The organism is Sulfuriferula multivorans (assembly GCF_003851125.1).
GTDB classification, from domain to species: Bacteria; Pseudomonadota; Gammaproteobacteria; order Burkholderiales; family Sulfuriferulaceae; genus Sulfuriferula; species Sulfuriferula multivorans.
Map to the genome: position 1 here is coordinate 1 of NZ_BGOW01000017.1, position 23,490 is coordinate 23,490.

Here is a 23,490-nt window from a genome sequence, read left to right on the forward strand (position 1 = left end):
CCTTGCCGTTCAGCTAACTCTTCCCCTTGCCGGGCGAGTAGAGGTCTTTCACCTCCAAGTAAGTGCGCCCTGCCGGGCGCACCAATAAAAAAAGGGGCTGTACTCAGCCCCTTTTCATGCGGTTATGAAACCGGCTTAGTGTTCGCCCAGCACCGAAACGGTAATCTCAGCCACCACGTCGGCATGCATCGCGACGCTGATGGGAAAATCACCGATGGCCTTGAGCGGGCCGGTCGGCATGCGCACTTCAGCCTTGGCCACTTCGAAGCCCTGCGCATTGAGCGCGTCAGCAATGTCCGCATTGGTTACGGAGCCGAACAAGCGGCCATCCATACCGGCCTTCTGCGAAATCTGCAGCAAGAAACCAGCCAGTTTCTCGGCACGGGCCTGAGCCGCAGCCAATGTGGCCGCATGAGCTTTTTCCAGCTCGGCGCGTTTTTCTTCGAAGTGCTTGAGATTGGCGCTGGTGGCGCGCTTGGCTTTGCCTTGCGGGATCAGAAAATTACGCGCGTAACCATCCTTGACCTTGACCACATCGCCCAGGGTACCCAGGTTGACCACTTTTTCCATCAGAATAATTTGCATGGCGGTCTCCTTAATGCAGGTCGGTGTAAGGCATCAGCGCAAGGAAGCGGGCGCGCTTGATGGCAGTGGATAGCTGACGCTGATACCGGGTCTTGGTCCCGGTAATACGGGCCGGGATGATCTTGCCGTTTTCAGCGACAAAATCTTTCAGGATTTCCACGTCTTTGTAGTCAACCCACTTGATACCTTCAACGGTAAAGCGGCAGAACTTGCGACGTTTGAACAGCTGGCGGGAACCTTCCCGGCGCTTGGTGTTTTTGCTATTGGTTGGACGAGGCATGATGCACTCCTATCTAAACTGTTTTTAAGCTGCAAATATGCAGCACGATCTGATTACTCTGCGGACTCTTTCGGGCCAGGAAACCTTCCACACTGATGTGGCTGCCGCCGGGTAGAGCACTGATACCTTGCGCTATTTCCCCGATTGCCACCGCCGCCATCTCTACATTTACCCGGCGCACTACACCTGCTTCCATCTGCTGCGATTCATGGCGGATATGCAGGCTCACCAAGGGTACCCCGGCCGGGGTATAACGCAGCGCTTCGGGTTCAGCAACAACGCCGGTCAGCGTCAGCCGGTTGGTTTCCAAGCACTCAGGCAGCCGATGCTTCCGGAGCGGCTTGCTCTGGCTTGGCTTCAACCGGCGGCTGGGTCAGGGAGCGCGATTTCTCTTCCTTCATCATTGGCGATGGCGCTGTGACTGCCTCATCCATCCGCACTGTCAATTGACGCAACACCGCGTCATTGAACTTGAAGCCATGCTCAAGCTCGTCCAGGGTTTCCTGGTCGCACTCGATGTTCATCAACACATAGTGGGCTTTGTGGACTTTCTGAATCGGATAAGCCATCTGACGACGGCCCCAGTCTTCCAGACGATGAACCAGACCATTGCGCGCTGCAATCTGGCCACGATAGCGCTCGATCATTGCAGGCACTTGCTCGCTCTGATCCGGGTGCACGATAAATACGATTTCATAATGACGCATGCAAACTCCTTCTGGGTTAAAGCCCCCCGTGCGTTGGCGGTGGGGCAAGGGAAACCGCGCATTGTACTGGTTATTCATGCACTTTTCAATGGCATTCGGTGCATCAACCCCATACTGGCGTTAATAGTTACCAGCGCAAGTACGCAAGTAACTTGGAGGCAAACTTTATTCTGCCAGCCAGTTCTCCGCCCCCTCCAAATCCTCGAAAACCTGAATCTGCGCCTCCACGAACAGGCGCGTGACCCACGCGCTCCAGATCATCCACTGGCTTTGGGCCACGACCGCAACACGGGCAAAATCAGCCGCATGTGCGCGACCAAAACTAATTTCTTCCCACGCCACATCCACAGTGAATTTGAGCATATCGCGCAAATCCAGCAATAGATTTACTCGCCCTTCGAGCTTCACGCCATACAGGATGGTCTGTTCAAATTCGCGGTAATCCGCCAAGGTGAATTCGCCCATTACGGCCGCGCGAACAGTATTGCCGCTGATAGAGATATTGATCATGGAATTCCCGGTATTGTTGTGGGTAGCTGAGAACAACTATAAGGGAGTTGTGTGTGACAGGCAAAAAAAGCGGGCGTCCGAAGACGCCCGAAATACCGCATGGAGGATGAAGATGAAACATGCATTAACTCGTAAACACATGCTCCGATTAGTATTAAGCAAATCCGATGCCAAGTAATTTATTGTTAAATAACCTGGTGTTAGTGAAATTTCATTATGACTGTTACGCATCAAAACTGTGCACTCCGGATTTATTTCGCCCCAACTGTACGCACACTCACCAGCCCGCTGATCACAATAAGCCCCATACCAAGCCATGCCTGCAGCGGTAAAATTTCATGCCATATCAGCATGCCAAACAAGCTGGCAAAAATTACTGTGCTATAGGCGAGACTGCCCACTACCAAGGCATTGCCCAGACGATATGCGCGCGTCAAAGCAAGTTGCGCCAGCGTGGCGGACATTCCCAGGCCGAGCAACAACAAAGCTGCGTGTGCATTGACCGCGTGCCAGCCATTCCAGGCCGCCCATGCGCCAGCGCCCAGCGTGGACACCAGCGTAAAATAAAATACCGTACGCCAGTCCGGTTCACCCATACGGCTCAAAACACGCAGATTCAAATATGCCACGCCCGCAAGGAAACCCGACGCCAATCCCATCAGGCCGGCGCTCAATTGCGCACTCTCAAGACTTGGGCGCAACAGCAACACCACCCCGCAAAACCCCAGCGTCACGCCCGCCACCAGGGGCCAGTGCGGTTTTTCACCCTGCCACAGGGTGAGCAATAGCGCCAGAAACAGGGGTGATGTGTAGTTGAGCGTTACAGCCGTTGCCAACGGCAACACATCTATCGCGTGGAAAAACAGGAGTAGTGCGACAAAGCCTGAAATACTGCGCACCAGGTGAGCTCGCAAATGTTGGGTGGAGAATGGCCGCGCGAGATGTGGATGACGGCGGCGGATCACCCAGTAAATCATCACCAGGCCAAACAGGGACCGGTAAAACACCAGTTCGGCACTGGAAAACTGGTCCGAAGCAAGTTTGACCAGCACGCCCATGATGGCGAACAGCAAACCCGCCACCAGCATCCAGGCGGATTTCACTCGCTCAGATGCGGTGCAATCTCGCGCCGAATGAATTCATGAAAATGCACCATGCCGTCTTCCATGGGAGATTGATATGGTCCCGCCTCTTCGCGCCCCTGGCGGTAAAGTTCACGGCGTCCCTGGTGCATACGGCGGCAAATTTCATCGTCTTCGAGTGCGGTTTCGTTATAAGCGGCCTGTTCGGCCTCCACGAATTCACGTTCGAACAGGACAATATCTTCAGGATAATAAAACTCCACCACATTGCGGCAGGATTCGATACCGGTAGGGATAATCGTGCTGATAACCAGCACATGCGGGTACCACTCCACCATGATGTTGGGATAGTAGGTCAACCAGATCGCCCCCTGGCGAGGGGTCTGGCCAGCATTGTATTGCAGCACCTGCTCCTGCCATTTTTGATACACGGGTGTGCCCGGCTTGCCCAGACCGCGTGCTACGCCAACAGTCTGTACGCTATACCAGTCGCCATATTCCCATTTGAGATCGGCGCAAGTGACGAAATTGCCCAGGCCTGGGTGGAAAGGCTCGACGTGGTAATCCTCAAGATAAACTTCGATGAAAGTCTTCCAGTTAAAGTCGTACTCCTCGACCATCACGCGGTCGAGCATATAGCCGTCAAAATCCAGGTCCTGCAGCACGCCCAGCCTGGCCAAATCGCGCGCCACATCACGCTGGCCATTGAACAGCAGGCCGTTCCAGTTTTGCAGGGGCGTCTTGCCCAGATTAAGACAGGGATTGCCAGGGAAATGCGGCGCGCCGAGCAGACGGCCTTCCATGTCATAGGTCCAGCGGTGCAGCGGGCAAACGATGTTTTTGCTGTGGCCCCGTCCCTCATACATCATGGCCTGGCGGTGACGGCAAATATTGGAAACCATTTCCACACCGTTTGCGTTATGCACCAGCATGGAGGCATTGTGCCTCGTTTCCAGTACCTGATAGTCACCCACATTGGGCACCATCAGTGCATGGCCGACATAACCCGGCGCGCAGGCGAACAGGTACTTTTGCTCAAGTGCGTAAACCTGGGCATCGAAATACCAGCTGATTGGTAGCTGGGGAGAGGTGTTGGTCAACGCAGCGCTGACAGCCAAATCGGTCATATTTAAATTCGGAATACCCTGGACGAAGTCCATGGACACGGATAATCAAGCTGACTGAGCGCCGCTTAAGCCCCTGTAACGCAAATGAAAACAAAGAGCGGAATTATCGCCAAAAATAGCTTTGAGCGCAATAATTCGGTAAGATTTCCGCCTTTGCCTATTCTCCACTGCAATGACACGCAAGCCCCCAGCCCAGCCTCAGAGCTTTGAAACCGCGATGGCGGAGTTAGAGCGCATCGTCGCCGACATGGAATCCGGCCAGTTGCCTTTGCAGCAATCACTGGCCGCCTATCAACGCGGTGCCGAATTGCTGCAATTCTGCCAGCAGGCGCTCGCTGCCGCGCAACAACAGGTGCAGGTACTGGAAAACGGCGTGTTGAAACCATTCACCACCCCGGACAGCAATGATGAATCCTGATTTTCTTGCCTGGTCTGGTAACCTGCAGGCGCGCATCGAGACCGTGCTGGAACGCCTGCTGCCTGACCCTCAACACACCCCGCAAACTCTGCACGCAGCGATGCGCTATGCTGCGCTGGAAGGCGGCAAGCGTGTGCGTCCACTACTGGCGTTTGCTGCTGGCGAAGTGGTGGGTGCCGATCCAGCGAGAGTGGAAATCGCAGCGAGTGCAGTCGAACTGATCCACGCCTATTCACTGGTACACGACGACTTGCCGTGCATGGACAACGACATGTTGCGCCGCGGCAAGCCTACCTGCCATGTCGAATACGGTGAAGCCACGGCGCTGCTGGTAGGTGATAGCCTGCACAGCCTGGCGTTCGAGCTGATCTCTGCACACACATTGTCGGATACCCCTGAACGCCAACTGGAAATGGTGAAACTGCTGGCCCTTGCGGCCGGATCGCGTGGCATGGCCGGCGGCCAGGCAATCGATCTGGTCAGCGTGGGGCAGACGCTCACACTTCCCGAGCTGGAATTCATGCATATCCACAAGACCGGCGCCCTGATTCGCGCGTCTGTACTGCTGGGCACCTACTGCGGCAGCGCATTGGACGACACTGCATTGGCCAAACTTGATCATTACGCCAAATGCGTCGGCCTTGCGTTCCAGGTTGTGGACGATATCCTCGACGCGGAAGCGCCCACTGCCACGCTGGGCAAAACTGCCGGCAAGGATGCCGAAAACAACAAACCCACTTATGTAACGCTGATGGGCAGTGCGCGCGCCAAGGCGTTCGCCGCCGAATTGCACAGCGATGCCCTGGACGCGCTGGCTGGGTTCGATTCGGCACAACGCCTGCGCGAGTTGGCCGATTTCATTGTGCAGAGACAATTTTGACTTCCACTTATCCGCTGCTGGACAGCGTTGCTTTACCTGCCGACCTGCGCAAGCTGAACCGGGAACAACTGGAAACTCTGGCCGCAGAACTGCGCGCCTTCATTCTGCACAGCGTCGCGCAAACCGGTGGTCATCTCGCCTCCAACCTGGGCGCGGTGGAACTCACCATCGCCCTGCACTATGTGTTCAATACGCCGGATGACCGGCTGGTGTGGGACGTCGGCCACCAGAGCTACCCGCACAAGATAATCACAGGCCGCCGCGAAGCCATGGCCGGGCTGCGCAAAGCCGGTGGCATTGCCGGCTTCCCCAAACGTGACGAGAGCCCATATGATACCTTTGGCACCGGTCACTCCAGCACCTCGATTTCTGCGGCGCTGGGGATGGCGGTAGCGGCCAAACTGGCTGGACTGGAACACCGTTCGGTAGCCATTATCGGCGACGGCGCAATGACTGCCGGCATGGCATTCGAGGCACTCAACAATGCGGGCGATATCGACGCCAATCTGTTAGTCATATTGAACGACAATGACATGTCGATCTCGCCCAACGTCGGCGCGCTCAACAATTATCTGGCCAGGCTCATGTCCGGGCGCTTTTACGCCGCGGCGCGCCGCGCCGGGGAAAAAGTGCTGGGCAAGGTTCCGCCCATGCTGGAACTGGCACGCCGCACCGAGGAACACGTCAAGGGTATGGTCACCCCGGGTACCCTGTTCGAGGAATTCGGCTTCAACTACATTGGTCCGATAGACGGTCACGACCTCGACGTATTGGTGGATACGCTCACCAACATCCGTCGCCTGCGTGGCCCGCAATTTCTGCACATTGTCACCCGCAAGGGTAAAGGCTATGCGCCGGCCGAGGATAATCCCTGCCTGTACCACGGTGTGAGCCGGTTTGAACCTGACACCGGCATAGTGGAAAAAATCGCTGCAAAACCAACCTACACCCAGGTATTCGGCGACTGGTTATGCGACATGGCAGCGACCGAACCGCGCCTGATCGGCATTACCCCTGCCATGCGCGAGGGATCCGGGCTGGTACGCTTCTCCGAGGAATACCCTGATCGTTACTTTGACGTCGGCATTGCCGAGCAACACGCACTGACTTTCGCCGCTGGCCTGGCCTGCGACGGCTACAAGCCGGTCGTGGCGATCTACTCCACCTTTTTGCAGCGCGCCTATGACCAGTTGATCCACGACATCGCTCTGCAGAAACTGCCGGTGGTACTGGCGATAGACCGCGCCGGGCTGGTGGGCGCGGATGGCCCCACCCACGCCGGCAGTTTCGACTTGAGCTACCTGCGCTGCATCCCCAATCTGACGCTGATGACGCCCTCTGATGAAAATGAGTGCCGCCAGATGCTCTACACTGCAATGACACTGGATGGTCCCGCTGCCGTACGTTACCCGCGCGGCACCGGGCCGGGTGCCGCAATCGAGGCTACCATGCATGCATTACCGGTCGGCAAGGGCATCTTGCGTCGCACAGGCCGGCGCGTTGCTTTGCTGGCGTTCGGCAGCATGGTCGCCCCCGCACTGGCTGCCGCGACCAGGCTCGACGCCAGCGTCGCCGATATGCGCTTTGTTAAACCGCTGGACGAAGAACTGCTGCATCAATTGGCACAAACTCACGAACTGCTGGTCACACTGGAAGAAAATGCGGTGATGGGCGGCGCCGGTAGCGCAGTGATCGAATGCTTGCTGCGCCTGGGGTTGCCCACACGAGTAGTACAGATGGGCTTGCCCGACATCTTCATCGATCATGGCGACCATGCCACCATGCTGAAAAACTGCGGGCTGGATGCAGACGGTATTGAAGCTATGGTGCACCAGCACTTACCCGAGTAGTTTACTCAACTATTAGGCTGGTTTATACTTTGTCTAAATCAGCTCACGAAGGAAAAAACATCATGAACGACTGCTGTGGAGTCGCCGCCATGCCCGATGTGCAGAACTATGCGGATACGCGCCAGCTTGCCATCAATAAAGTCGGCATCAAATCCATCCGCCACCCGGTCAGGGTCGCCGATAAAAGCGGCGGCGTGCAGCACACCGTGGCCAGCTTCAATATGTACGTCTATCTGCCGCACAATTTCAAAGGCACGCACATGTCGCGCTTTGTCGAAATACTGAACACACGCGAACGCGAAATCTCGGTGGAAAATTTCGAGTCCATGATGCGCCAGATGGTCGAACGCCTGGAAGCAGAATCCGGCTACATCGAGATGAATTTCCCCTACTTCATCAACAAGGCCGCGCCGGTATCCGGCGTGCAAAGCCTGATGGACTACGATGTCACCTTCATCGGCGCCATCGAAAATGGGCGCTATACCCACACCACCAAGATCGTGGTGCCGGTTACCAGCCTGTGCCCCTGCTCGAAAAAAATCTCCGACTACGGTGCGCACAATCAGCGCTCTCACGTCACCGTCAGCGCGCGCACCAACGGCTTCCTGTGGATCGAGGACATCGTGCGCATGGTGGAAGATCAGGCGTCATGCGAGCTATACGGCCTGCTCAAGCGTCCCGATGAAAAATACGTCACCGAACGTGCTTATGACAATCCCAAGTTTGTCGAAGACATGGTGCGCGACGTTGCGGCTGCATTGGAAAAAGAAACTAAAATAGACGCTTATGTGGTGGAATCGGAAAATTTCGAGTCCATCCATAACCATTCGGCCTACGCCCTGATCGAAAATGACAAGACGCACCCGACCCAAATCAGTTCAGAAGGAACCGCATAGATTTTGTTCTGCCAATTTGGCTCGGCCAGGTCAAGAACGGTTGTACAGCCGAGGTCCGGCAGGTACACCCATCATGGTTGCGCGGATTGCGCACGATTTGCCCAATATTCCGCTATGCGCGGGTCGGCAACAACCCCGTCGAGCCCCTTGGCATAAATATGCGCGAGGCTTTTCATCGCCATGACATGGCCATTGTCGGCGGCTTTTTTAAACCAGTACAGCGCCTTGGCACTATCCTGAGGTTCGCCATGACCGCTTTCATAGCGTGTCGCCAACCGGTATTGACTCTCTGCATCGCCGTCTTGCGCCAGTTTGTGAATGTCCGCAGGGTGTTGGTGAAATAATTCCGATACCTTGTAACGGGCGTTTTCCATAAATTGCAGAAACTCGGCAGCGGACCCAAAACCCTGGGACGCAGATTTGGCCAGCATATTGCCCGACAATGCCTGTTCGCGCGTATTGGAATCGCGCAGTTTGTACATTTTCCCCAATAGAAACTGCGCTTCGCTGTTACCTTCTATCGCTGCGCGCTGTAGCCAATATTCAGCTTTTTCCGGGCTCTTCTCCACACCGGCGCCGGCCAGATACATTTTGCCCAGGCTCACCTGCGCGTCGGTGTTACCACGCAGCGCCGCCTTGGTGCGCCAGTCCGCGCTGACCTTGAGATTTTCCGGCACGCCGCGCCCCTGCTCATACAGATCGCCCAGCATTTTCTGCGCGGCCACGTTGCCCTGTATCGCAGCACGTTCAAACCAGTACGCAGCCTGCTTTTCATCCTTTGCACGCGCCGCATCACCGTGCAGGTATTCGAACGCCAATAATAGTTGCGCACCATCGTTGCCGCGTTCGGCCGCATTGGACAGCATCACGGTTTCTTCCGGGGTCATCGCCTGGCTAATGGATGGAGACAGCATCCCCAGCGCCAGAACGGCCAATACTGCGATTTTTTTATGCATTCTTTTCATGTTGTGCGTTTCACGGAATTGATTCAAATTAATTGTTGATTTTAAATTGTACCGGCACTCGCGCAAAGGGTTGGCAAGGAATCTGCGCATTCGCCCCTATCATGCGACAAGGGATAGTGTGAATTAATAACGCTGGGTGAGCGTCATGATCGTACCTTCACGCTTCATGTCGAGCTGATTGAGAAAACTCATCCCCAGCAGCGCAACCGACATGCCGTCTCCTTCCAGCACCATCGCCGGCACCATATTGAGACTGATCCCGCCGATGCGCACATTGTTGAGCAACACCCGATACGCTACCGCCGTGCCATTGGCTGTGCTCACCAGAGTACGCTGCCCGCTACGGTAATTCACCCCCATTCGATCAGCCTCCCGAGAGCTGAGAGCGACTGAGCTGGCACCCGTATCCACCATAAAATCGACACTGTGACCGTTGATGGTACCGGTAGTAAAAAAGTGTCCGCGCCCATCTGCATTCAGGCTGACAATAGGCTTGGCACCTCCGCCACTGCCCGCATAAGATTGCCCCATGCTCAAAACGCGGCGTTTCCCATCCACTTCGAACGTAGCGGACTGCGCATCAGCAGACAGCAACTTCACCCCCTGCTCCGACTCCCCCGCAGCCAGGACACGCGGTTTGCCGCCATTGACTATCACCATGACCCTGTCCTTGAACAGCCCGCTCACGTTGATCTGGGTTGCTGTCACATTTGCGCTCAACAAAAGCGCAACAATTGCCATACAATACAATTTCATTCTATTCATCGCCGCCCCTGAGTTGAATCATGAAAACCGTTGCTATTTTTCGCCATACCCCGTCTGAGGGTCCCGGCTATTTTGCCACTTTTCTGAATAACCATGACATTCCATGGGAAATCATCAAAGTGGATGAAGGCCAACCGATCCCGGACGACCCGACAACCCATGCAGGACTGGTGTTCATGGGCGGGCCGATGAGCGTGAACGATCCGCTGCCCTGGATTCCGCCCATCCTGCAGCTTATTCGTTCCGCAGTGGCCGCTGACGTACCTGTGTTGGGCCATTGCCTGGGTGGGCAACTGATATCCAAAGCGCTTGGCGGCGTGGTCAAACGCAATCCGGTCAAGGAAATCGGCTGGGGTCAAATTTGCGCAACCGACAATGATGCTGCCCGTGCCTGGCTGGATGGGCTGACACAGTTCGAAGGGTTTCACTGGCATGGCGAGACATTCTCTCTGCCTGACACTGCCACCCATATCATGAGCAGTGCACATTGTGAAAACCAGGCTTATGTCATCGGCAAGCATCTGGCCATGCAATGCCATATCGAGATGACACCGACCATGATCCGCTCCTGGTGCAATAGCTGGGCCGATGAAATCGCAACCAGCGAAAGCCCCGCGGTACAGACCCCGGAAATCATGCAAGCCAATATGGAGGACCAACTCAGCGCACTCAACCAGGTAGCTGACCGGCTATATGGGCGCTGGATCAAAGGACTGGCGCAATAATGGAACTACTTCCGATCAGTCTGACGCAACTGCAGGGCATGATCGGCCTGCGTCTGCGGTGGCGCGACCTGGATTATGAAATAGTGGAAGTGCTGGAGGACGGCCCGTCACTGGTTGCGCAAAGCTTTGCAGTCAGTACCGCCATCCAGAGTGACGTGCACGGACGTGCTCGGCGCGAGGTGCAACAGGTAGTGGTCATTCCCGTACTCAACTCCGACAAAACCCTGCTGCATCCCGAATTTCTGGAAATAGAACTACTTTGACAAAGACTACAAACAGGCACACGATTACACCATAAAAACACCTTACAAAGGTTGCACTTTATTTAACGGAGAATGAAAAATGGAAACGGTGAATTACAGCCAGTTCAATTTCGGCAAACGCCTGCGTGAGTATATGCATGAAGTATTCAATCACAGCGGCGTAACCCGTACTGAAGCCGAGCTGACTGATGGCCAGAAAGTGTTCCTGAAAGCGCTCAAGCGCGAACTGTTGAAATATGTCGACACTGGCCGTACCGGTTATCCGCATAACCAGCTGGAACAGATGGAGTCCTTTACACGCACCATCGGCGATCTGCATAACTCCTACTTCGACAACGGCATGCACAAGATAAGCGACTGCCTGTTCAACCGCTGGCGCATGCTATTCGAAGAAACCAAAAAACTTGCTGCCGCCGGCGGAGCCAGCCAGCCTTGCTGGATAGAAAAGATCGAAGTCGAGCAATCCGACATGCCGATGTTTTTTGACGCCTGAACGAAAAGAAAATTTTTGAATAAAAAAGCCCGGCTAAGCATGCCGGGCTTTTTTATTCAGTATTGCCAAGAATCGAAAAATCTTATTTTGGAATAAGAAACTTGGATTAGGGCAGCCTAGCCTTAGTGCTATGCTAGCCAGCACTAATAATACTACCCGGATGAGGAAACAAAACATGTCCAAACTCGTGAAACCCCACGGTGGTGGTGAACTCAAGCCATTACTGCTTACCGGCGCTGCACATGACGCCGAACTCGCACGCGCACAAAGTCTGCCCAAGGTACGCATGTCGTCGCGTGAAACCGGTGATCTGATTATGCTGGGTATTGGTGGCTTTACCCCACTGGACGGTTTCATGACCCATGCCGACTGGCAGGGTGTATGTGATGGCTACAAAATGGCCAATGGTCTGTTCTGGCCGATACCCGTTACGCTTTCTACCGATGAAATCAGTGCACAAGGCGTCAAGGAAGGTTCGGAGATAGCGCTGGTGGATGGTGTGAGCGGCGAAATCATGGGCACCATGAAGATCACCGAAAAATACACCATCGACAAGGCACACGAGTGCATGATGGTGTACAAAACCACCGATCTCGAGCACCCCGGCGTCAAAATGGTCATGGAGCAAGGGCCGGTTAACCTCGCCGGACCGGTTAAAGTATTGTCCACAGGCGGTTTCAAGGAGGAATACGGCGACCAGTTCATGACGCCTGCCGAAACCCGCGCTGCGTTCGAGAAGGCTGGCTGGAGCCGGGTGGCTGCATTCCAGACGCGCAACCCGATGCATCGCTCGCACGAATATCTGGCCAAGATTGCCATAGAAACCATGGACGGCGTACTGATCCACTCACTGCTGGGCGCGCTCAAACCTGGCGACATCCCTGCCGAGGTACGTTCCGAAGCCATCAGCACCCTGGTTGAAAATTATTTTGCACCCAACACCGTCATTCAGGCCGGCTACCCGCTCGACATGCGTTATGCCGGTCCGCGCGAGGCGCTGCTGCACGCTCTGTTCCGCCAGAATTACGGCTGCTCGCATTTGATCGTCGGTCGCGACCACGCCGGTGTGGGCGACTACTATGGTCCGTTCGATGCACAGAAAATTTTCGACGAAATCCCTGCCGGCTCGCTCGAAACCACCAACATGAACATCGACTGGACCTTCTGGTGCAAAAAATGCGGTGGCATGGCGTCGCAGCGCACCTGTCCGCATGGTAAAGATGATCGCATCCTGCTGTCCGGCACCAAAGTGCGTTCGATGCTGTCCGAAGGCCAGGATTTGCCGGTGGAATTCAGCCGCCCGGAAGTGGCGAAGGTGTTACAAAAATACTACGCCGGCCTGAGCAAGGAGCAAAACGTCAAAGTTGAATTGAAAGGCCACTCGGCAGCTTGATGCTACGAAGTCGCATTCATTGATTGCGGCTGGATTTACAGAATTTGAAGCTCTGAGCCTCCCGGAAGCGGAAGAAGCTGGACAGCCCAGCATTCGCCCCGGCCAAGGCTGGTTCAGCGTCTCAAAGGGCCGCGACTTACGCGGTGTTTTTAACGTAATGGAGACTAAGACATGCCTACCTATGTTCGTACTGACAAGTGCGATGGCTGCAAGGGTCAAGATAAAACCGCTTGTATGTACATCTGCCCGCACGACCTGATGAAGCTGGACAAAGACGGTTCCGAAACCGGTCACGCCATGAAGGCGTTCAACCAGGAACCTGAGCAGTGCTGGGAATGCTATTCCTGCGTGAAAATCTGCCCACAAAACGCAATTGAAGTGCGCCACTATGCCGACATTGTCCCGCTGGGCGGTTCGGTGCAGCCATTGCGCGGCTCCGATTCCATCATGTGGACCATCAAATTCCGCAATGGCACGCTCAAACGCTTCAAATTCCCGATCCGCACGACTCCGGAAGGCTCGATTGACTGCTACGGCGGCAAAGAAACAGCCAAGCTGGAAAACATTACCAAATCAGGATTCTTCACCGCTTCGGGTGGCTATCGCGCCGGTAATCCTGCCGAGTTGATCCGCAAGTAAGCTGAGAAGTTAACCCAACACATATTGCAGGAGGGAGCGGGCCTGTGCGCCACGCTGAACTGCAAGCTAGGAGATTAGATAATGGCTGGAGAATTTGGTAATCCCGAAGTAGTTCAAGAGGAAGTAGACATCCTCTTCATTGGTGGTGGTATGGCCTGTTGCGGTGCCGCTTACGAAGTCATGCGTTGGGCAGACGCCGCCAAGGCTGAAACCGGCATCGACCTGAAAATCAAACTGGTGGACAAAGCCGCCATGGATCGTTCCGGTGCCGTGGCACAGGGACTGTCCGCAATCAATACTTATATCGGCACCGAGCAGGATCCGGCCGATTACGCCCGCATGGTATCCAACGACCTGATGGGTATCACCCGCGACGACCTGTCCTATGACCTGGGTCGTCACGTCGATGAATCCGTGCACCTGTTCGAAGAATGGGGCCTGCCAATCTGGAAAACCGACGAAAACGGCGAACGCCATGACGGCTCCAAAGGCATGCCTGCATTGAAAGATGGCGGCAAGCCAGTGCGCTCCGGCAAATGGCAGATCATGATCAACGGCGAATCCTACAAGTGGATTGTTGCCGAAGCCGCTAAAAAAGCGCTCGGCATGGACCGTATCGAAGAGCGTATTTTCATCGTCAAGCTGGTCAACGACAAGAACGATCCTTCGCGCATCGCCGGTGCTGTCGGCTTCTCCACGCGCGATCACAAGGTGGTCGTATACAAGGCCAAGGCCATCCTGCTGGCGGCTGGTGGCTGCGTTAACCTGTTCCGTCCGCGCTCCGTAGGCGAAGGTCAGGGCCGTGCCTGGTACCCGGTATGGAACGCCGGTTCGACCTACTCGATGGCTGCAGAAGCAGGCGCCGAGTTGACCATGATGGAAAACCGCTTCGTGCCCGCCCGCTTCAAGGACGGCTACGGCCCGGTGGGCGCCTGGTTCCTGCTGTTCAAAGCCCAGGCCACCAACGCCATTGGCGAAGTGTACATGGTGAAAAACAAGGAACTGCTGAACGACTACCCTCCCTACGGACAAGCAGCCGTGCCCGCTTCTTGCCTGCGTAACCACCTGATGCTGAAGGAAATGCGCGAAGGCCGCGGTCCGATTTACATGGATACGGTAACAGCTCTGGCCAAACTGCGTGAGACCCTGTCTCCACGTGAAGTGAAGCACCTGGAGGCCGAAGCCTGGGAAGACTTCCTCGATATGTGCGTGGGGCAATGCGGCGTATGGGTCGGTGAAAACATCGAACCGGAGAAGAAGAACTCCGAACTGATGCCTACCGAGCCCTACCTGTTGGGTTCACACTCAGGTTGCTGCGGTATCTGGGTATCCGGTCCCGAGGATCTCGGCGCCCCCACCTCGGAAGAACACGCCGAAGCAGACAAAATCCCGGGCTACCTGCCAAAAGGGTGGAACTGGGGCTATCGCTCCATGACCACGGTCAAGGGTCTGTTCACCGCTGGCGACGGCGTGGGCGCATCCGGCCACAAGTTCTCCTCCGGTTCGCATGCCGAAGGCCGCATGTGCGCCAAGGCCATGGTCAAGTACTGCATTGACAACAAGGACTGGAAACCCGAGCTGGACACCTCGCCCGAGCAACTGGTCGCGGACATCTATCAGCCGGTCAAGACCTACCTTGAGTTCAAGGACTACACCACCGCAATCGACATCAACCCGCACTACATCACGCCCAAGATGCTGCAGTTCCGTCTGCAAAAAATCATGGACGAGTACGTAGCCGGTGTTGCGACCTACTACCAGACCAACGCTCACATGCTGGCCGTGGCGGAAGAGAAACTGGAAATGCTGAAAGAAGACGCCATGAAGATGCGTGCAAAAGACCTGCACGAACTGCTGCGCGCCTGGGAAAACTACCACCGTATCCTGACGGCGGAAGCCCACATGAAGCATATCCAGTTCCGTGAAGAGTCCCGTTATCCGGGCTTCTACTACCGTATGGACAAAAACTTTGTGGACGAAGAAAACTGGCATTGTTTCGTCAACTCCGTGTATGACAAGAACTCCAAGAAATGGACGGTGTTCAAGCGTGCCCACGTGGATCTGGTGGACAAATCCAAGCTGTTCAAACCTGCCGCGCATTAATGCCGGTATCGCAGTAAAATTGAACCGGGCACCACGGTGCCCGGTTTTTTGTTTCCAAAGCAGTTGGAATACCGACTGCTTTGGAAACCTGATGCACACTTAAAAGCTTTTTGGCCATGGAGTTCACTGAGGGCAGACCATACGGGAATCACCATTCCTTCGTATTCTTCTCCGTAAACGCCGTGTCTCCGTAGCTACTGAATCACCGTTTATGCAACGAGGCCCATCATGCAACAACCTGACATCAATGATTTCCCCTTCCCGCAAAGCCCGGTTGTGCCACAACTGGTAGAAGGCGACAAAACCATCCAGTTCCAGTGTCGCAAAGGCATCAAGTGCTGGAATGCATGCTGCAGCAACATCGACATCAGCCTCACGCCATACGACGTACTGCGCTTGAAAAACCACCTCAACATGAGTTCCGGTGATTTCCTGGTCAAATATACCGTTCCATACGAACTCGAGCCCGGCGGCATTGCCGGCATCAAGCTGAAACCGGTCGATGAAGGCACCGCCTGCCAGTTCATGCGTCCGGAAGGTTGCAGCGTCTACGAAGATCGTCCTACCTCATGCCGCTACTACCCGGTCGCGCTGCTGTCCATGCGCCGCCAGGACGAAACCACCGACCGTACCTCCTACGCCATGGTGCAGGAGACGCACTGCCTCGGCCACAACGAACCGCGCAGCATCACCGTCAACGACTATCGCAAGGAACAGGGCGTCGAGATATACGACGAACTCGGGCGCGGCTGGCGCCAGCTCATCCTGAAGAAAAAATCCGCCGGACCCACCATCGGCAAACCCACGGACCGCAGCCTGCAACTGTTCTTCATGGCCTGCTACGACCTGGACCGTTTCCGCCAGTTCGTCGAGCACCCTTCGTTCCGCGAAGTTTACGACCTCAGCGACACTGAAATGAGCCAGATACTCGGTTCCGAACCGGAACTGATGCAATTCGGTTTCCGCCTGCTGCGCCAGGTCATGTTCAACGAGCCCAGCATTGCGCTGAAAGCAGACGCCTACGACAAGCGCCTGTCACGCAAGACCGAGCGTGAAGCGATCATGGATGAAATCACCGCCAAAATTCCGGCCGAAGCGATCCGGCACGGCGATCCCAACGACAAATACGAAATCAAAGACTGAGACCGCCGTGAACGCCCGCACCCTCAACCCGGAATCCAACTTCATCGAGCGCGAGCCGTATTACGAAGCGGTCGGCAGCGAAATCAGCATTTTCGAAGCCGCCTACGCCAACCGCCTGCCGGTGTTGCTGAAAGGCCCAACCGGCTGCGGCAAGACGCGCTTTATGGAGTATATGGCGTGGCGCCTGAAGCGTCCGCTGATTACCGTCTCCTGCCATGACGACCTCACCGCGTCCGACCTGGTCGGGCGCTACCTGGTCAAGGGCGGCGAGACGGTGTGGATGGACGGGCCACTGGCGCGGGCAGTGCGCGCCGGCGCGATCTGCTACCTGGACGAAATCGTCGAAGCGCGCAAGGACACGATGGTGGTGATCCATCCGCTGGCCGACGACCGCCGCGCGCTGCCGATGGAAAAGCTCGGCGTCATTATCGAAGCCAACGCGGATTTCTGTCTGGCCATTTCCTACAACCCCGGTTACCAGAGCGTGCTCAAGGACTTGAAGCAGAGCACCCGCCAGCGCTTCGTGGCGCTGGAATTCGACTACCCCAGCGCCAGCCTGGAAGCCAAGATCGTCGCCGCCGAGAGCGGCGTGGATGCGGCGCTGGCCGAGCGTCTGGTCAAATTCGCCCAGATGACGCGCAACCTCAAAGGCAGCGGCCTGGAAGAAGGTGCCAGCACGCGGCTGCTGATCCATGCCGGCAAGCTCATCGCCAAAGGTGTCCCGCCAGTCACCGCCTGCCAATGTGCAATTGCCCAGGCGATTACCGATGACGCGGAAATGCTGGCGGCGGTACAGGAACTGTCCTCGTCGCTGTTCTGATCCCCTTTGATGGTTCAGCACCCGCCGTTAACCGCCGAAGCAATTGAAACTTTCCTCGAACAAACGCTTGAGGCTGAGTTCTCCTTCCTGCGTCTGGATGAACTGATCGCCGCCATTCATCCCTTACCGCGGGCTCAGCAGGACTATCTGCTGGACTGGGTCAAGCGCATCAGCACCACCAATATCGAAATCGCCTACCAGTTCGCCGGACGCGCCGTGCCGCTGCTCGACCAGCTCGACCAGCGCGTCCTGGAAACCTGGGCGCTCACCGCGATGGACACCTACGACCGCACCGGCCTGCGCGATGCGCTGCTGGTTATCCGCAACGTCGAACAATTCGTCCATACCAGTGAAATCCGCACCTCCGGTACCGTGTTCGAAGATATCAGCGGCATCCTGTTCACTTTTATACGCGGCCTGTCCGGTCGCAAACTGAAGCTGGAACAGGCGGACGCGCCTTTCACCGACAGCGAAACCCTGTACCTGCCCACCGTCATCGCGTGGATGGAAACGGTGGAGGACAACTTCCGCCTGGCCAAAGCCATGGTCGCATTCCAGTGGGCACAAACGCGCTATGGCAGCTTTCGCGTCAACCTGCACGACGCACTGGCCGATTATCCCGACCAGGCGCATGCGCTCAATTGTTTTTTTGCACTGGAAACCCTGCGCCTTGACGCCTGCCTGGCGCGTGAACTGCCCGGGCTCTACCGCGACATGCTGGCGCTGCGGCAGGCACTCGGCCAAACCGCCCTGCCCGCCGGCTGGGACAGTTTTGCGCATGAACTGGCGTCGCCCGATGCTGGCGTCTCCGACACCCTGAGCTGCCTGCAATCCGCCTACCCGCACCCGGCACCCACACCAGTGTGCTACCAGGGCGAGCTGCGCCCGGATGCCGTAGCCAGCACACTAGCCGCACGGCTGGAACGCGAAAAAATGCTGCTGCGCGTCAAACTGGCGGAACTCGTCGACGACCTGCACCCGCCTCGGCAAGGCGAGGAAGAGAAGAAACCACCCGTGTTCAGCCTCAAGGAACCCGAAGAAGGCAACACCCCCAACATCGACCAGTTTGAAATCACCCTCAACGACATGCCTGTCGTACCGCCCGAAGACGTGCGCCAGCTGATCACCTCGATCAAGCTCGACCTCGGCGACATCCCGCCCGAATACCTCACCCCGGCGGGCGACGGCGAATACGACCCCAAGCTCTACCAGGACGAGGAACGCGATCCCGATGCCGTCTGGCAGGGCACCTACCACGAAGAAGGCGCACACCTCTATCCGGAATGGGATTGCGGCCGCAAGCACTACCGCAAGAACTGGTGCGTACTGCGCGAAAAGGACGTGCGTCCCGGTGAGCCCGGCTATGTGGCGGAAGTCCTCGCCCGCTACGGCGGCCTGGTCAAGCACCTGCGCAAGACCTTCGAAGCCATGCGCGACGAAAACCGCGTGGAGAAACGCCAGGTGCAAGGCGACGAGGTGGACATCGACGCGCTGGTGGAAGCCTTGGCCGACGCCCGCGACGGCAGCGAAATGAGCGACCGCCTGTTCACCCGCATGCACCGCTCCGAGCGCAATATCGCCGTCATGTTCATGGTGGACATGAGCGGCTCGACCAAAGGCTGGATCAACGACGCCGAGCGCGAAGCCCTGGTATTGCTGGCCGAGGCGCTGGAAGTGCTGGGCGACCGCTACGCGATTTACGGGTTTTCCGGCATCACCCGCAAGCGCTGCGAAATCTTCCGCGTCAAAAGCTTCGACGAACCCTACACGCCGGCAGTCAAGGCGCGCATCGCCGGCATCGCCCCCCAGGAATACACGCGCATGGGCGTCGCCATCCGCCATCTATCCAAACTGCTGATCGAGGTCGAAGCCCGCACCAAGCTGCTGATTACCCTTTCCGACGGCAAGCCCGACGATTATTTCGACGTCTACCGCGGCCAGTACGGCATCGAAGACACGCGCCAGGCGCTGATCGAAGCGCGCCGCGCTGGCATCCACCCGTTCTGCATCACCATCGACCGCGAAGCCAAAGCCTATCTGCCGCACATGTATGGTGCGGCCAATTACATCGAAATCGACGATGTAAAAAAATTACCGCTCAAAGCAGCCGACATCTACCGCAAACTCACGACCTGATGTTGACGGAGCAGCCTAATACCGTATAATGGCGGGCTTGCCGGGTCGGTAGCTCAGCCGGTAGAGCAGCGGACTTTTAATCCGTTTGTCGCGGGTTCGACCCCCGCCCGACCCACCAAAACAGCAAAAAGGCCACGTGAAAACGTGGCCTTTTTGCTTTATGTCAGTAGGTGTCTCTGCGGATTGAACCAAATCTCGCGACTGCCGTTTTTATCTCATCAAAACCCCTGAAACAGGAAATCCAGTGCTGCCGTGATTTCAAACTGGCTGGCCGCCAACGTGGTGACGCGTGTTTTCAGCAAGCACAGCGGCACAGCCGCGAGCTTGGGTATTTCCAGGATACATTCGATCCCCTCTATCTCGAACGTCGGCGTAAGATTGGTCGGCAAGCTAACATCAGGAAAACGATCGCGTCTGCGCAGCGGCACGACAATTCGCGTCTGCAGCCCTTGCAACAAATCGCTTTGCACATCCAACAGATACGGCGTTACATCAGCATGCGCGCCCGTGTTGCGGTACACATCAAAACGCGCCATACAGGCTAAAACGTCCGCCACTGATCCAGCGGCAAACCTTCAGCATCTACCGTCTGATTATAAGCAGTAACAAAATCGGCATGATCATGCTGCCAGCGGCGTTCGCGTTCAGCGCGCACCAACTCGCGCAAATATTGGTCGCACGCCTGCGAAATATTGATCTTCAAAGCCTTGGCTTCAGACAACACATCGGCGGAAAGCGTGATGTTGGTCGCTTTTTTGGCGGAATGAACCGTGGACAACATGACATGGACTCCTTTTACACTGGATAATCATGCGCATAATATAATAATACATTACATGGTGACATACGTCTTCGCCATCACCCTACCGCCACCTGCCGCAAAACGTCACTTTCCGCCTTGGATCATCACTGCGCCGATCACAATCCATGACCATGCGCACGCCTGAAATAAAAAATTAATGCGCCATCAAAATAGATTAAGCACTTAATAAACAAAACTATTTTTGTGCATTTAGCAGCCTGCCAGCAACGCCCACAGAAAACTGCCCAGCGCAAAATCAAGCTGGCACAGCCGTTGCAACTACCCAGCCAAACACTACGGTGTTTTGTTTTTCTTAACCAACAGGAGATATTCAAAATGAAAAGCATGCAAAAGGGTTTTACCCTGATTGAATTGATGATCGTCGTGGCGATTATCGGTATTCTGGCCGCCATCGCGATTCCCAGCTATCAGAACTACATCAAAAAGGCCAAGTTTACGGAAGTTGTGTCAGCTACTGCCCCTGTTAAACTTGCCGTCGAAGAGTGTGTCACTGACGGATCTTGTGTATCGGCTGGCGCCATCGTTGGCATTGCTGCAGGCGCTGCCGGCTTCCCAACCTTGCCTACCGCCTCTGGTAACCTGTCCAGCATGACCATCGCTGCAGATGGTACAATCACTGCTACGGGTGTAGCTGCCGTTGACAGCAAGACCATAGTGCTGAAGCCAACTGTGGCTGCTACGGGTGCAGGTGGCTCGGATCATGTCACATGGGGGACCGACGCAGCCTCTACATGTCTTGCAGCGGGTTTGTGCAAGTAAAGCCTGAGTCCGCACAGGGTGCATTAGCTAAAGATATAATGCACTCTACGCAAAAAAACGCCTCCTTCGGGAGGCTTTTTTAATGTCATTACTCGGTAGCATCTCCATGCATTTTCATCATCGACCTTTTACAATTAGCCTGCTAATAATTGCCAGTGTGATTTCCAGTTTTGCCACTACCGGGGCGGTGACAGCAGGCTTGTTAGTGCTATGGATAGGCTGGGCAACCTGGTTTGCATTAGGCAAACCCCTTTGGCCCAAGGGCAAGCTACCCCTCCTGATGCTGGGTTTTTTACTGTGGATTGCCACGTCAATCTGGTGGAGCCATTCCCCCTACAATAGCTGGAACACAGCCCTGATATTAGGTGCGCTCCCCCTCAGCTTTATTGCCTGGCAACTCGCGTCCAACCCGGACGAGATATGGGCGCAATTAAAAAAACCATTTATTGCAGGCGCATGGCTCGTTTCATTATGGGGTATCTATCAGGTTGTTTTTCCTGGTCTGCCCCGCGCGTTGGGCCCACTCGCAGATCCGAATGTATACGCATGCCTCCTGAATCTTGCATGGTTTCCCTTACTTGCGGCTTTTTTTAAACCTGATTCAACATTTGGAGAAAAGACGCGTTTTGCTCAATTGGTATTGGGTACGAGCCTATTGCTTGTAAGCCTGGCTTTTTTTGCAGCCTCGTCACGCGGCGCCATGTTGGCGTGGCTACTGCTCATGCCTCTCGCATTTTGGGCATTCAGACAGCTGCCAGGGTTCCGTAAAAACGTCTTCATATCATTGTCACTTGCGCTGGCAAGCTACTTGATCATTTCGGCCGTTACCCATATCAACCTGGCCGCACGCGCTAACCTTCATTATCTCGAAAGTGACGCGTCTGTTTCCTTAAGGCTGCTGATTTGGCGCAGCACGCTGGATATGTTTTCTGCACACCCATGGCTGGGAACGGGACTGGGAACCTGGGGCGATTTTTACCCAGCTTATCGTCAGGCAGCGGATAACAACACAGCCGGTTATTACGCCCACAATGATTATCTGCAAATTGCACAGGAGGGCGGGCTGGTTACTTTCGTACTGTTCATGTGCATTTTTGCCTTTCTCGCCTTGCTTGCCTTCCGTACAATTTCTCCTGCAAAACGACGGCCGGTTCAAATTGAGAATGTCGGGCTAATGCTTGGCATCATGGCGGCTTACCTGCATGCCGCTGTCAATTTCATTTTTTATCTCAACTACATCAATATCATTGTCGGTCTTTATGCGGCTCGCGTTTGGCAATCAAGCCAGGTGTCCCAGCGCGTCATGTTCGGCCTGCCAAAAACAGTTAGCCCGTCACTGCAACGTACCCTGCTGTTAATCGTGCTCGCCATACCGATTTCCCAAATCGCATTGCATGAAGCCAGTGAAATATTGCTGAACGGAAAGAGTCGGTCACTCTCATTGCTGCGGAAACAATTTCCGCAATTAACGCCCTACGACATCGCACGCTTCATAGCAGCCATCAGACCCAATGAATACATCGCACAACGTTATGTGGTGGACAGCGCGGCACAAGCGCTAGATGAAATCGACCCGCGCAATACATTGCTTCAAAAAGAAGTTTTTTTAGAGACCATCGAGAAATACGATGAGTTACGCCGGAATTCCGCAAACTCCCCCGAACTTGGAGCAGCGGAAGCAGATTTAATATTAAAGCACCGTCATCTCATGCCGGGTAACAGTGCGATTCAGCAGGCGCGTTCTATTGCCAAAAGCGCTTTAGAGTCTGACCCAAGACATGTAGCAAGCATCATTGCTCTGGCCGATAGCTATTTTCTGGAAGGAAACCCATCCTTTGGCTATGAAGTGCTGTCTACTGGAATATCAAAAATGATTTTTTTGAGAGACAGACTTGTCTTGCAAGCCGAAGTATTGAAACATCAAATCCCACAAAAAGAAGCGCTTGATCAAATTCAGGACAAATTAAGGAATATGCGATCTGCCTGCAAAGTTGGCGACTGCCTGGGAAATCAAGCAATAGAAGATGAGCAACAGACTCGGCTACGCAGATTCGCTGCTTTAATCGCGCCCATTTCTGATCCAGCAATCAATAATTCACTTTACTCACTCTTGGAAACAAAGCAATAA

General features: G+C 55.4%; 26 protein-coding genes and 1 tRNA gene. 16 read left to right on the forward strand and 11 right to left on the reverse strand.

The window, feature by feature from the left end; genetic code table 11:
- Positions 1–135 precede the first annotated feature (135 nt).
- The 7 genes from rplI to EI185_RS09715 form a co-directional block, all read right to left on the reverse strand.
- On the reverse strand, positions 136–585 hold the full coding sequence (rplI, locus tag EI185_RS09685; protein ID WP_124704949.1) for a 50S ribosomal protein L9: 450 nt from the start codon (positions 583–585) through the stop codon (positions 136–138).
- Positions 586–595: 10 nt separating this feature from the next.
- Positions 596–865 (reverse strand): 30S ribosomal protein S18, encoded by a 270-nt coding sequence (gene rpsR / locus EI185_RS09690; RefSeq protein WP_124704950.1) that lies wholly within the window; start codon positions 863–865, stop codon positions 596–598.
- Positions 866–878: 13 nt separating this feature from the next.
- Positions 879–1,175, reverse strand: a complete 297-nt coding sequence (gene priB / locus EI185_RS09695; protein ID WP_223247772.1) for a primosomal replication protein N — start codon at positions 1,173–1,175, stop codon at positions 879–881.
- A 4-nt stretch (positions 1,176–1,179) separates the two neighbouring features.
- Entirely contained in the window at positions 1,180–1,572 is a 393-nt protein-coding gene (rpsF, locus tag EI185_RS09700; RefSeq protein ID WP_124704951.1) for a 30S ribosomal protein S6, read from the reverse strand.
- Between the two features lie 165 nt (positions 1,573–1,737).
- Complete coding sequence (locus EI185_RS09705; protein ID WP_124704952.1) at positions 1,738–2,082, reverse strand: SpoIIAA family protein; 345 nt, start codon at positions 2,080–2,082, stop codon at positions 1,738–1,740.
- A 251-nt stretch (positions 2,083–2,333) separates the two neighbouring features.
- Positions 2,334–3,185, reverse strand: coding sequence for a DMT family transporter (locus EI185_RS09710; protein WP_306308278.1), 852 nt, complete (start codon positions 3,183–3,185; stop codon positions 2,334–2,336).
- Complete coding sequence (locus EI185_RS09715; RefSeq protein WP_124704953.1) at positions 3,182–4,291, reverse strand: aromatic ring-hydroxylating oxygenase subunit alpha; 1,110 nt, start codon at positions 4,289–4,291, stop codon at positions 3,182–3,184. Before EI185_RS09715 ends, EI185_RS09710 begins: the two co-directional genes overlap by 4 nt.
- Before the next feature lie 172 nt (positions 4,292–4,463).
- Between EI185_RS09715 and EI185_RS09720 the strand changes: the two genes are divergently transcribed.
- From EI185_RS09720 to folE2, 4 genes are all read left to right on the forward strand, one after another.
- Positions 4,464–4,709, forward strand: a complete 246-nt coding sequence (locus tag EI185_RS09720; protein ID WP_124704954.1) for an exodeoxyribonuclease VII small subunit — start codon at positions 4,464–4,466, stop codon at positions 4,707–4,709.
- Positions 4,699–5,589, forward strand: a complete 891-nt coding sequence (locus EI185_RS09725) for a polyprenyl synthetase family protein (protein WP_124705154.1) — start codon at positions 4,699–4,701, stop codon at positions 5,587–5,589. The genes EI185_RS09720 and EI185_RS09725 overlap by 11 nt, the downstream gene beginning before the upstream one ends.
- The gene (gene dxs / locus EI185_RS09730) at positions 5,586–7,439 is read left to right on the forward strand and encodes a 1-deoxy-D-xylulose-5-phosphate synthase (RefSeq protein WP_124704955.1); all 1,854 of its coding nucleotides are present in this window, start codon (positions 5,586–5,588) and stop codon (positions 7,437–7,439) included. Before EI185_RS09725 ends, dxs begins: the two co-directional genes overlap by 4 nt.
- A gap of 62 nt (positions 7,440–7,501) precedes the next feature.
- Complete coding sequence (folE2, locus tag EI185_RS09735) at positions 7,502–8,335, forward strand: GTP cyclohydrolase FolE2 (RefSeq protein WP_124704956.1); 834 nt, start codon at positions 7,502–7,504, stop codon at positions 8,333–8,335.
- Positions 8,336–8,406: 71 nt separating this feature from the next.
- Here the strand turns inward: folE2 and EI185_RS09740 are convergent, their stop codons facing one another.
- A complete protein-coding gene (locus EI185_RS09740; RefSeq protein ID WP_189836363.1) occupies positions 8,407–9,300 on the reverse strand; it encodes a tetratricopeptide repeat protein in 894 nt (297 codons plus the stop codon).
- A 123-nt stretch (positions 9,301–9,423) separates the two neighbouring features.
- Complete coding sequence (locus tag EI185_RS09745; RefSeq protein WP_223247773.1) at positions 9,424–10,008, reverse strand: retropepsin-like aspartic protease family protein; 585 nt, start codon at positions 10,006–10,008, stop codon at positions 9,424–9,426.
- Between the two features lie 77 nt (positions 10,009–10,085).
- On the opposite strand from EI185_RS09745, the gene EI185_RS09750 reads away from it, so the two are divergent.
- The 10 genes from EI185_RS09750 to EI185_RS09795 all read left to right on the forward strand — a co-directional run bounded on the left by EI185_RS09750 (position 10,086) and on the right by EI185_RS09795 (position 19,898).
- Positions 10,086–10,790 (forward strand): type 1 glutamine amidotransferase, encoded by a 705-nt coding sequence (locus EI185_RS09750; protein ID WP_124704958.1) that lies wholly within the window; start codon positions 10,086–10,088, stop codon positions 10,788–10,790.
- Positions 10,790–11,053: a hypothetical protein gene (locus EI185_RS09755; protein ID WP_124704959.1), complete on the forward strand. Its 264-nt coding sequence runs from the start codon at positions 10,790–10,792 to the stop codon at positions 11,051–11,053. The genes EI185_RS09750 and EI185_RS09755 overlap by 1 nt, the downstream gene beginning before the upstream one ends.
- A 79-nt stretch (positions 11,054–11,132) precedes the next feature.
- Positions 11,133–11,546: a hypothetical protein gene (locus EI185_RS09760; protein ID WP_124704960.1), complete on the forward strand. Its 414-nt coding sequence runs from the start codon at positions 11,133–11,135 to the stop codon at positions 11,544–11,546.
- A 175-nt stretch (positions 11,547–11,721) separates the two neighbouring features.
- The gene (sat, locus tag EI185_RS09765) at positions 11,722–12,939 is read left to right on the forward strand and encodes a sulfate adenylyltransferase (RefSeq protein ID WP_124704961.1); all 1,218 of its coding nucleotides are present in this window, start codon (positions 11,722–11,724) and stop codon (positions 12,937–12,939) included.
- 171 nt (positions 12,940–13,110) lie between these two features.
- On the forward strand, positions 13,111–13,578 hold the full coding sequence (aprB, locus tag EI185_RS09770) for an adenylyl-sulfate reductase subunit beta (RefSeq protein ID WP_124704962.1): 468 nt from the start codon (positions 13,111–13,113) through the stop codon (positions 13,576–13,578).
- Positions 13,579–13,659: 81 nt separating this feature from the next.
- Positions 13,660–15,681, forward strand: a complete 2,022-nt coding sequence (aprA, locus tag EI185_RS09775; protein WP_124704963.1) for an adenylyl-sulfate reductase subunit alpha — start codon at positions 13,660–13,662, stop codon at positions 15,679–15,681.
- Positions 15,682–15,909: 228 nt separating this feature from the next.
- On the forward strand, positions 15,910–16,824 hold the full coding sequence (locus tag EI185_RS09780) for a YkgJ family cysteine cluster protein (protein ID WP_124704964.1): 915 nt from the start codon (positions 15,910–15,912) through the stop codon (positions 16,822–16,824).
- 7 nt (positions 16,825–16,831) lie between these two features.
- The gene (locus EI185_RS09785) at positions 16,832–17,644 is read left to right on the forward strand and encodes a CbbQ/NirQ/NorQ/GpvN family protein (RefSeq protein ID WP_124704965.1); all 813 of its coding nucleotides are present in this window, start codon (positions 16,832–16,834) and stop codon (positions 17,642–17,644) included.
- Between the two features lie 9 nt (positions 17,645–17,653).
- A complete protein-coding gene (locus EI185_RS09790; RefSeq protein WP_124704966.1) occupies positions 17,654–19,780 on the forward strand; it encodes a nitric oxide reductase activation protein NorD in 2,127 nt (708 codons plus the stop codon).
- Positions 19,781–19,822: 42 nt separating this feature from the next.
- A tRNA-Lys gene (locus EI185_RS09795) sits at positions 19,823–19,898 on the forward strand.
- 100 nt (positions 19,899–19,998) lie between these two features.
- Here EI185_RS09795 and EI185_RS09800 read toward each other — a convergent pair.
- Positions 19,999–20,316: a CcdB family protein gene (locus EI185_RS09800; RefSeq protein WP_124704967.1), complete on the reverse strand. Its 318-nt coding sequence runs from the start codon at positions 20,314–20,316 to the stop codon at positions 19,999–20,001.
- A gap of 5 nt (positions 20,317–20,321) precedes the next feature.
- Positions 20,322–20,561: a type II toxin-antitoxin system CcdA family antitoxin gene (locus EI185_RS09805; RefSeq protein ID WP_124704968.1), complete on the reverse strand. Its 240-nt coding sequence runs from the start codon at positions 20,559–20,561 to the stop codon at positions 20,322–20,324.
- A gap of 357 nt (positions 20,562–20,918) precedes the next feature.
- On the opposite strand from EI185_RS09805, the gene EI185_RS09810 reads away from it, so the two are divergent.
- Entirely contained in the window at positions 20,919–21,362 is a 444-nt protein-coding gene (locus tag EI185_RS09810) for a pilin (RefSeq protein WP_124704969.1), read from the forward strand.
- An 82-nt stretch (positions 21,363–21,444) separates the two neighbouring features.
- Entirely contained in the window at positions 21,445–23,490 is a 2,046-nt protein-coding gene (locus EI185_RS09815) for an O-antigen ligase family protein (protein WP_124704970.1), read from the forward strand.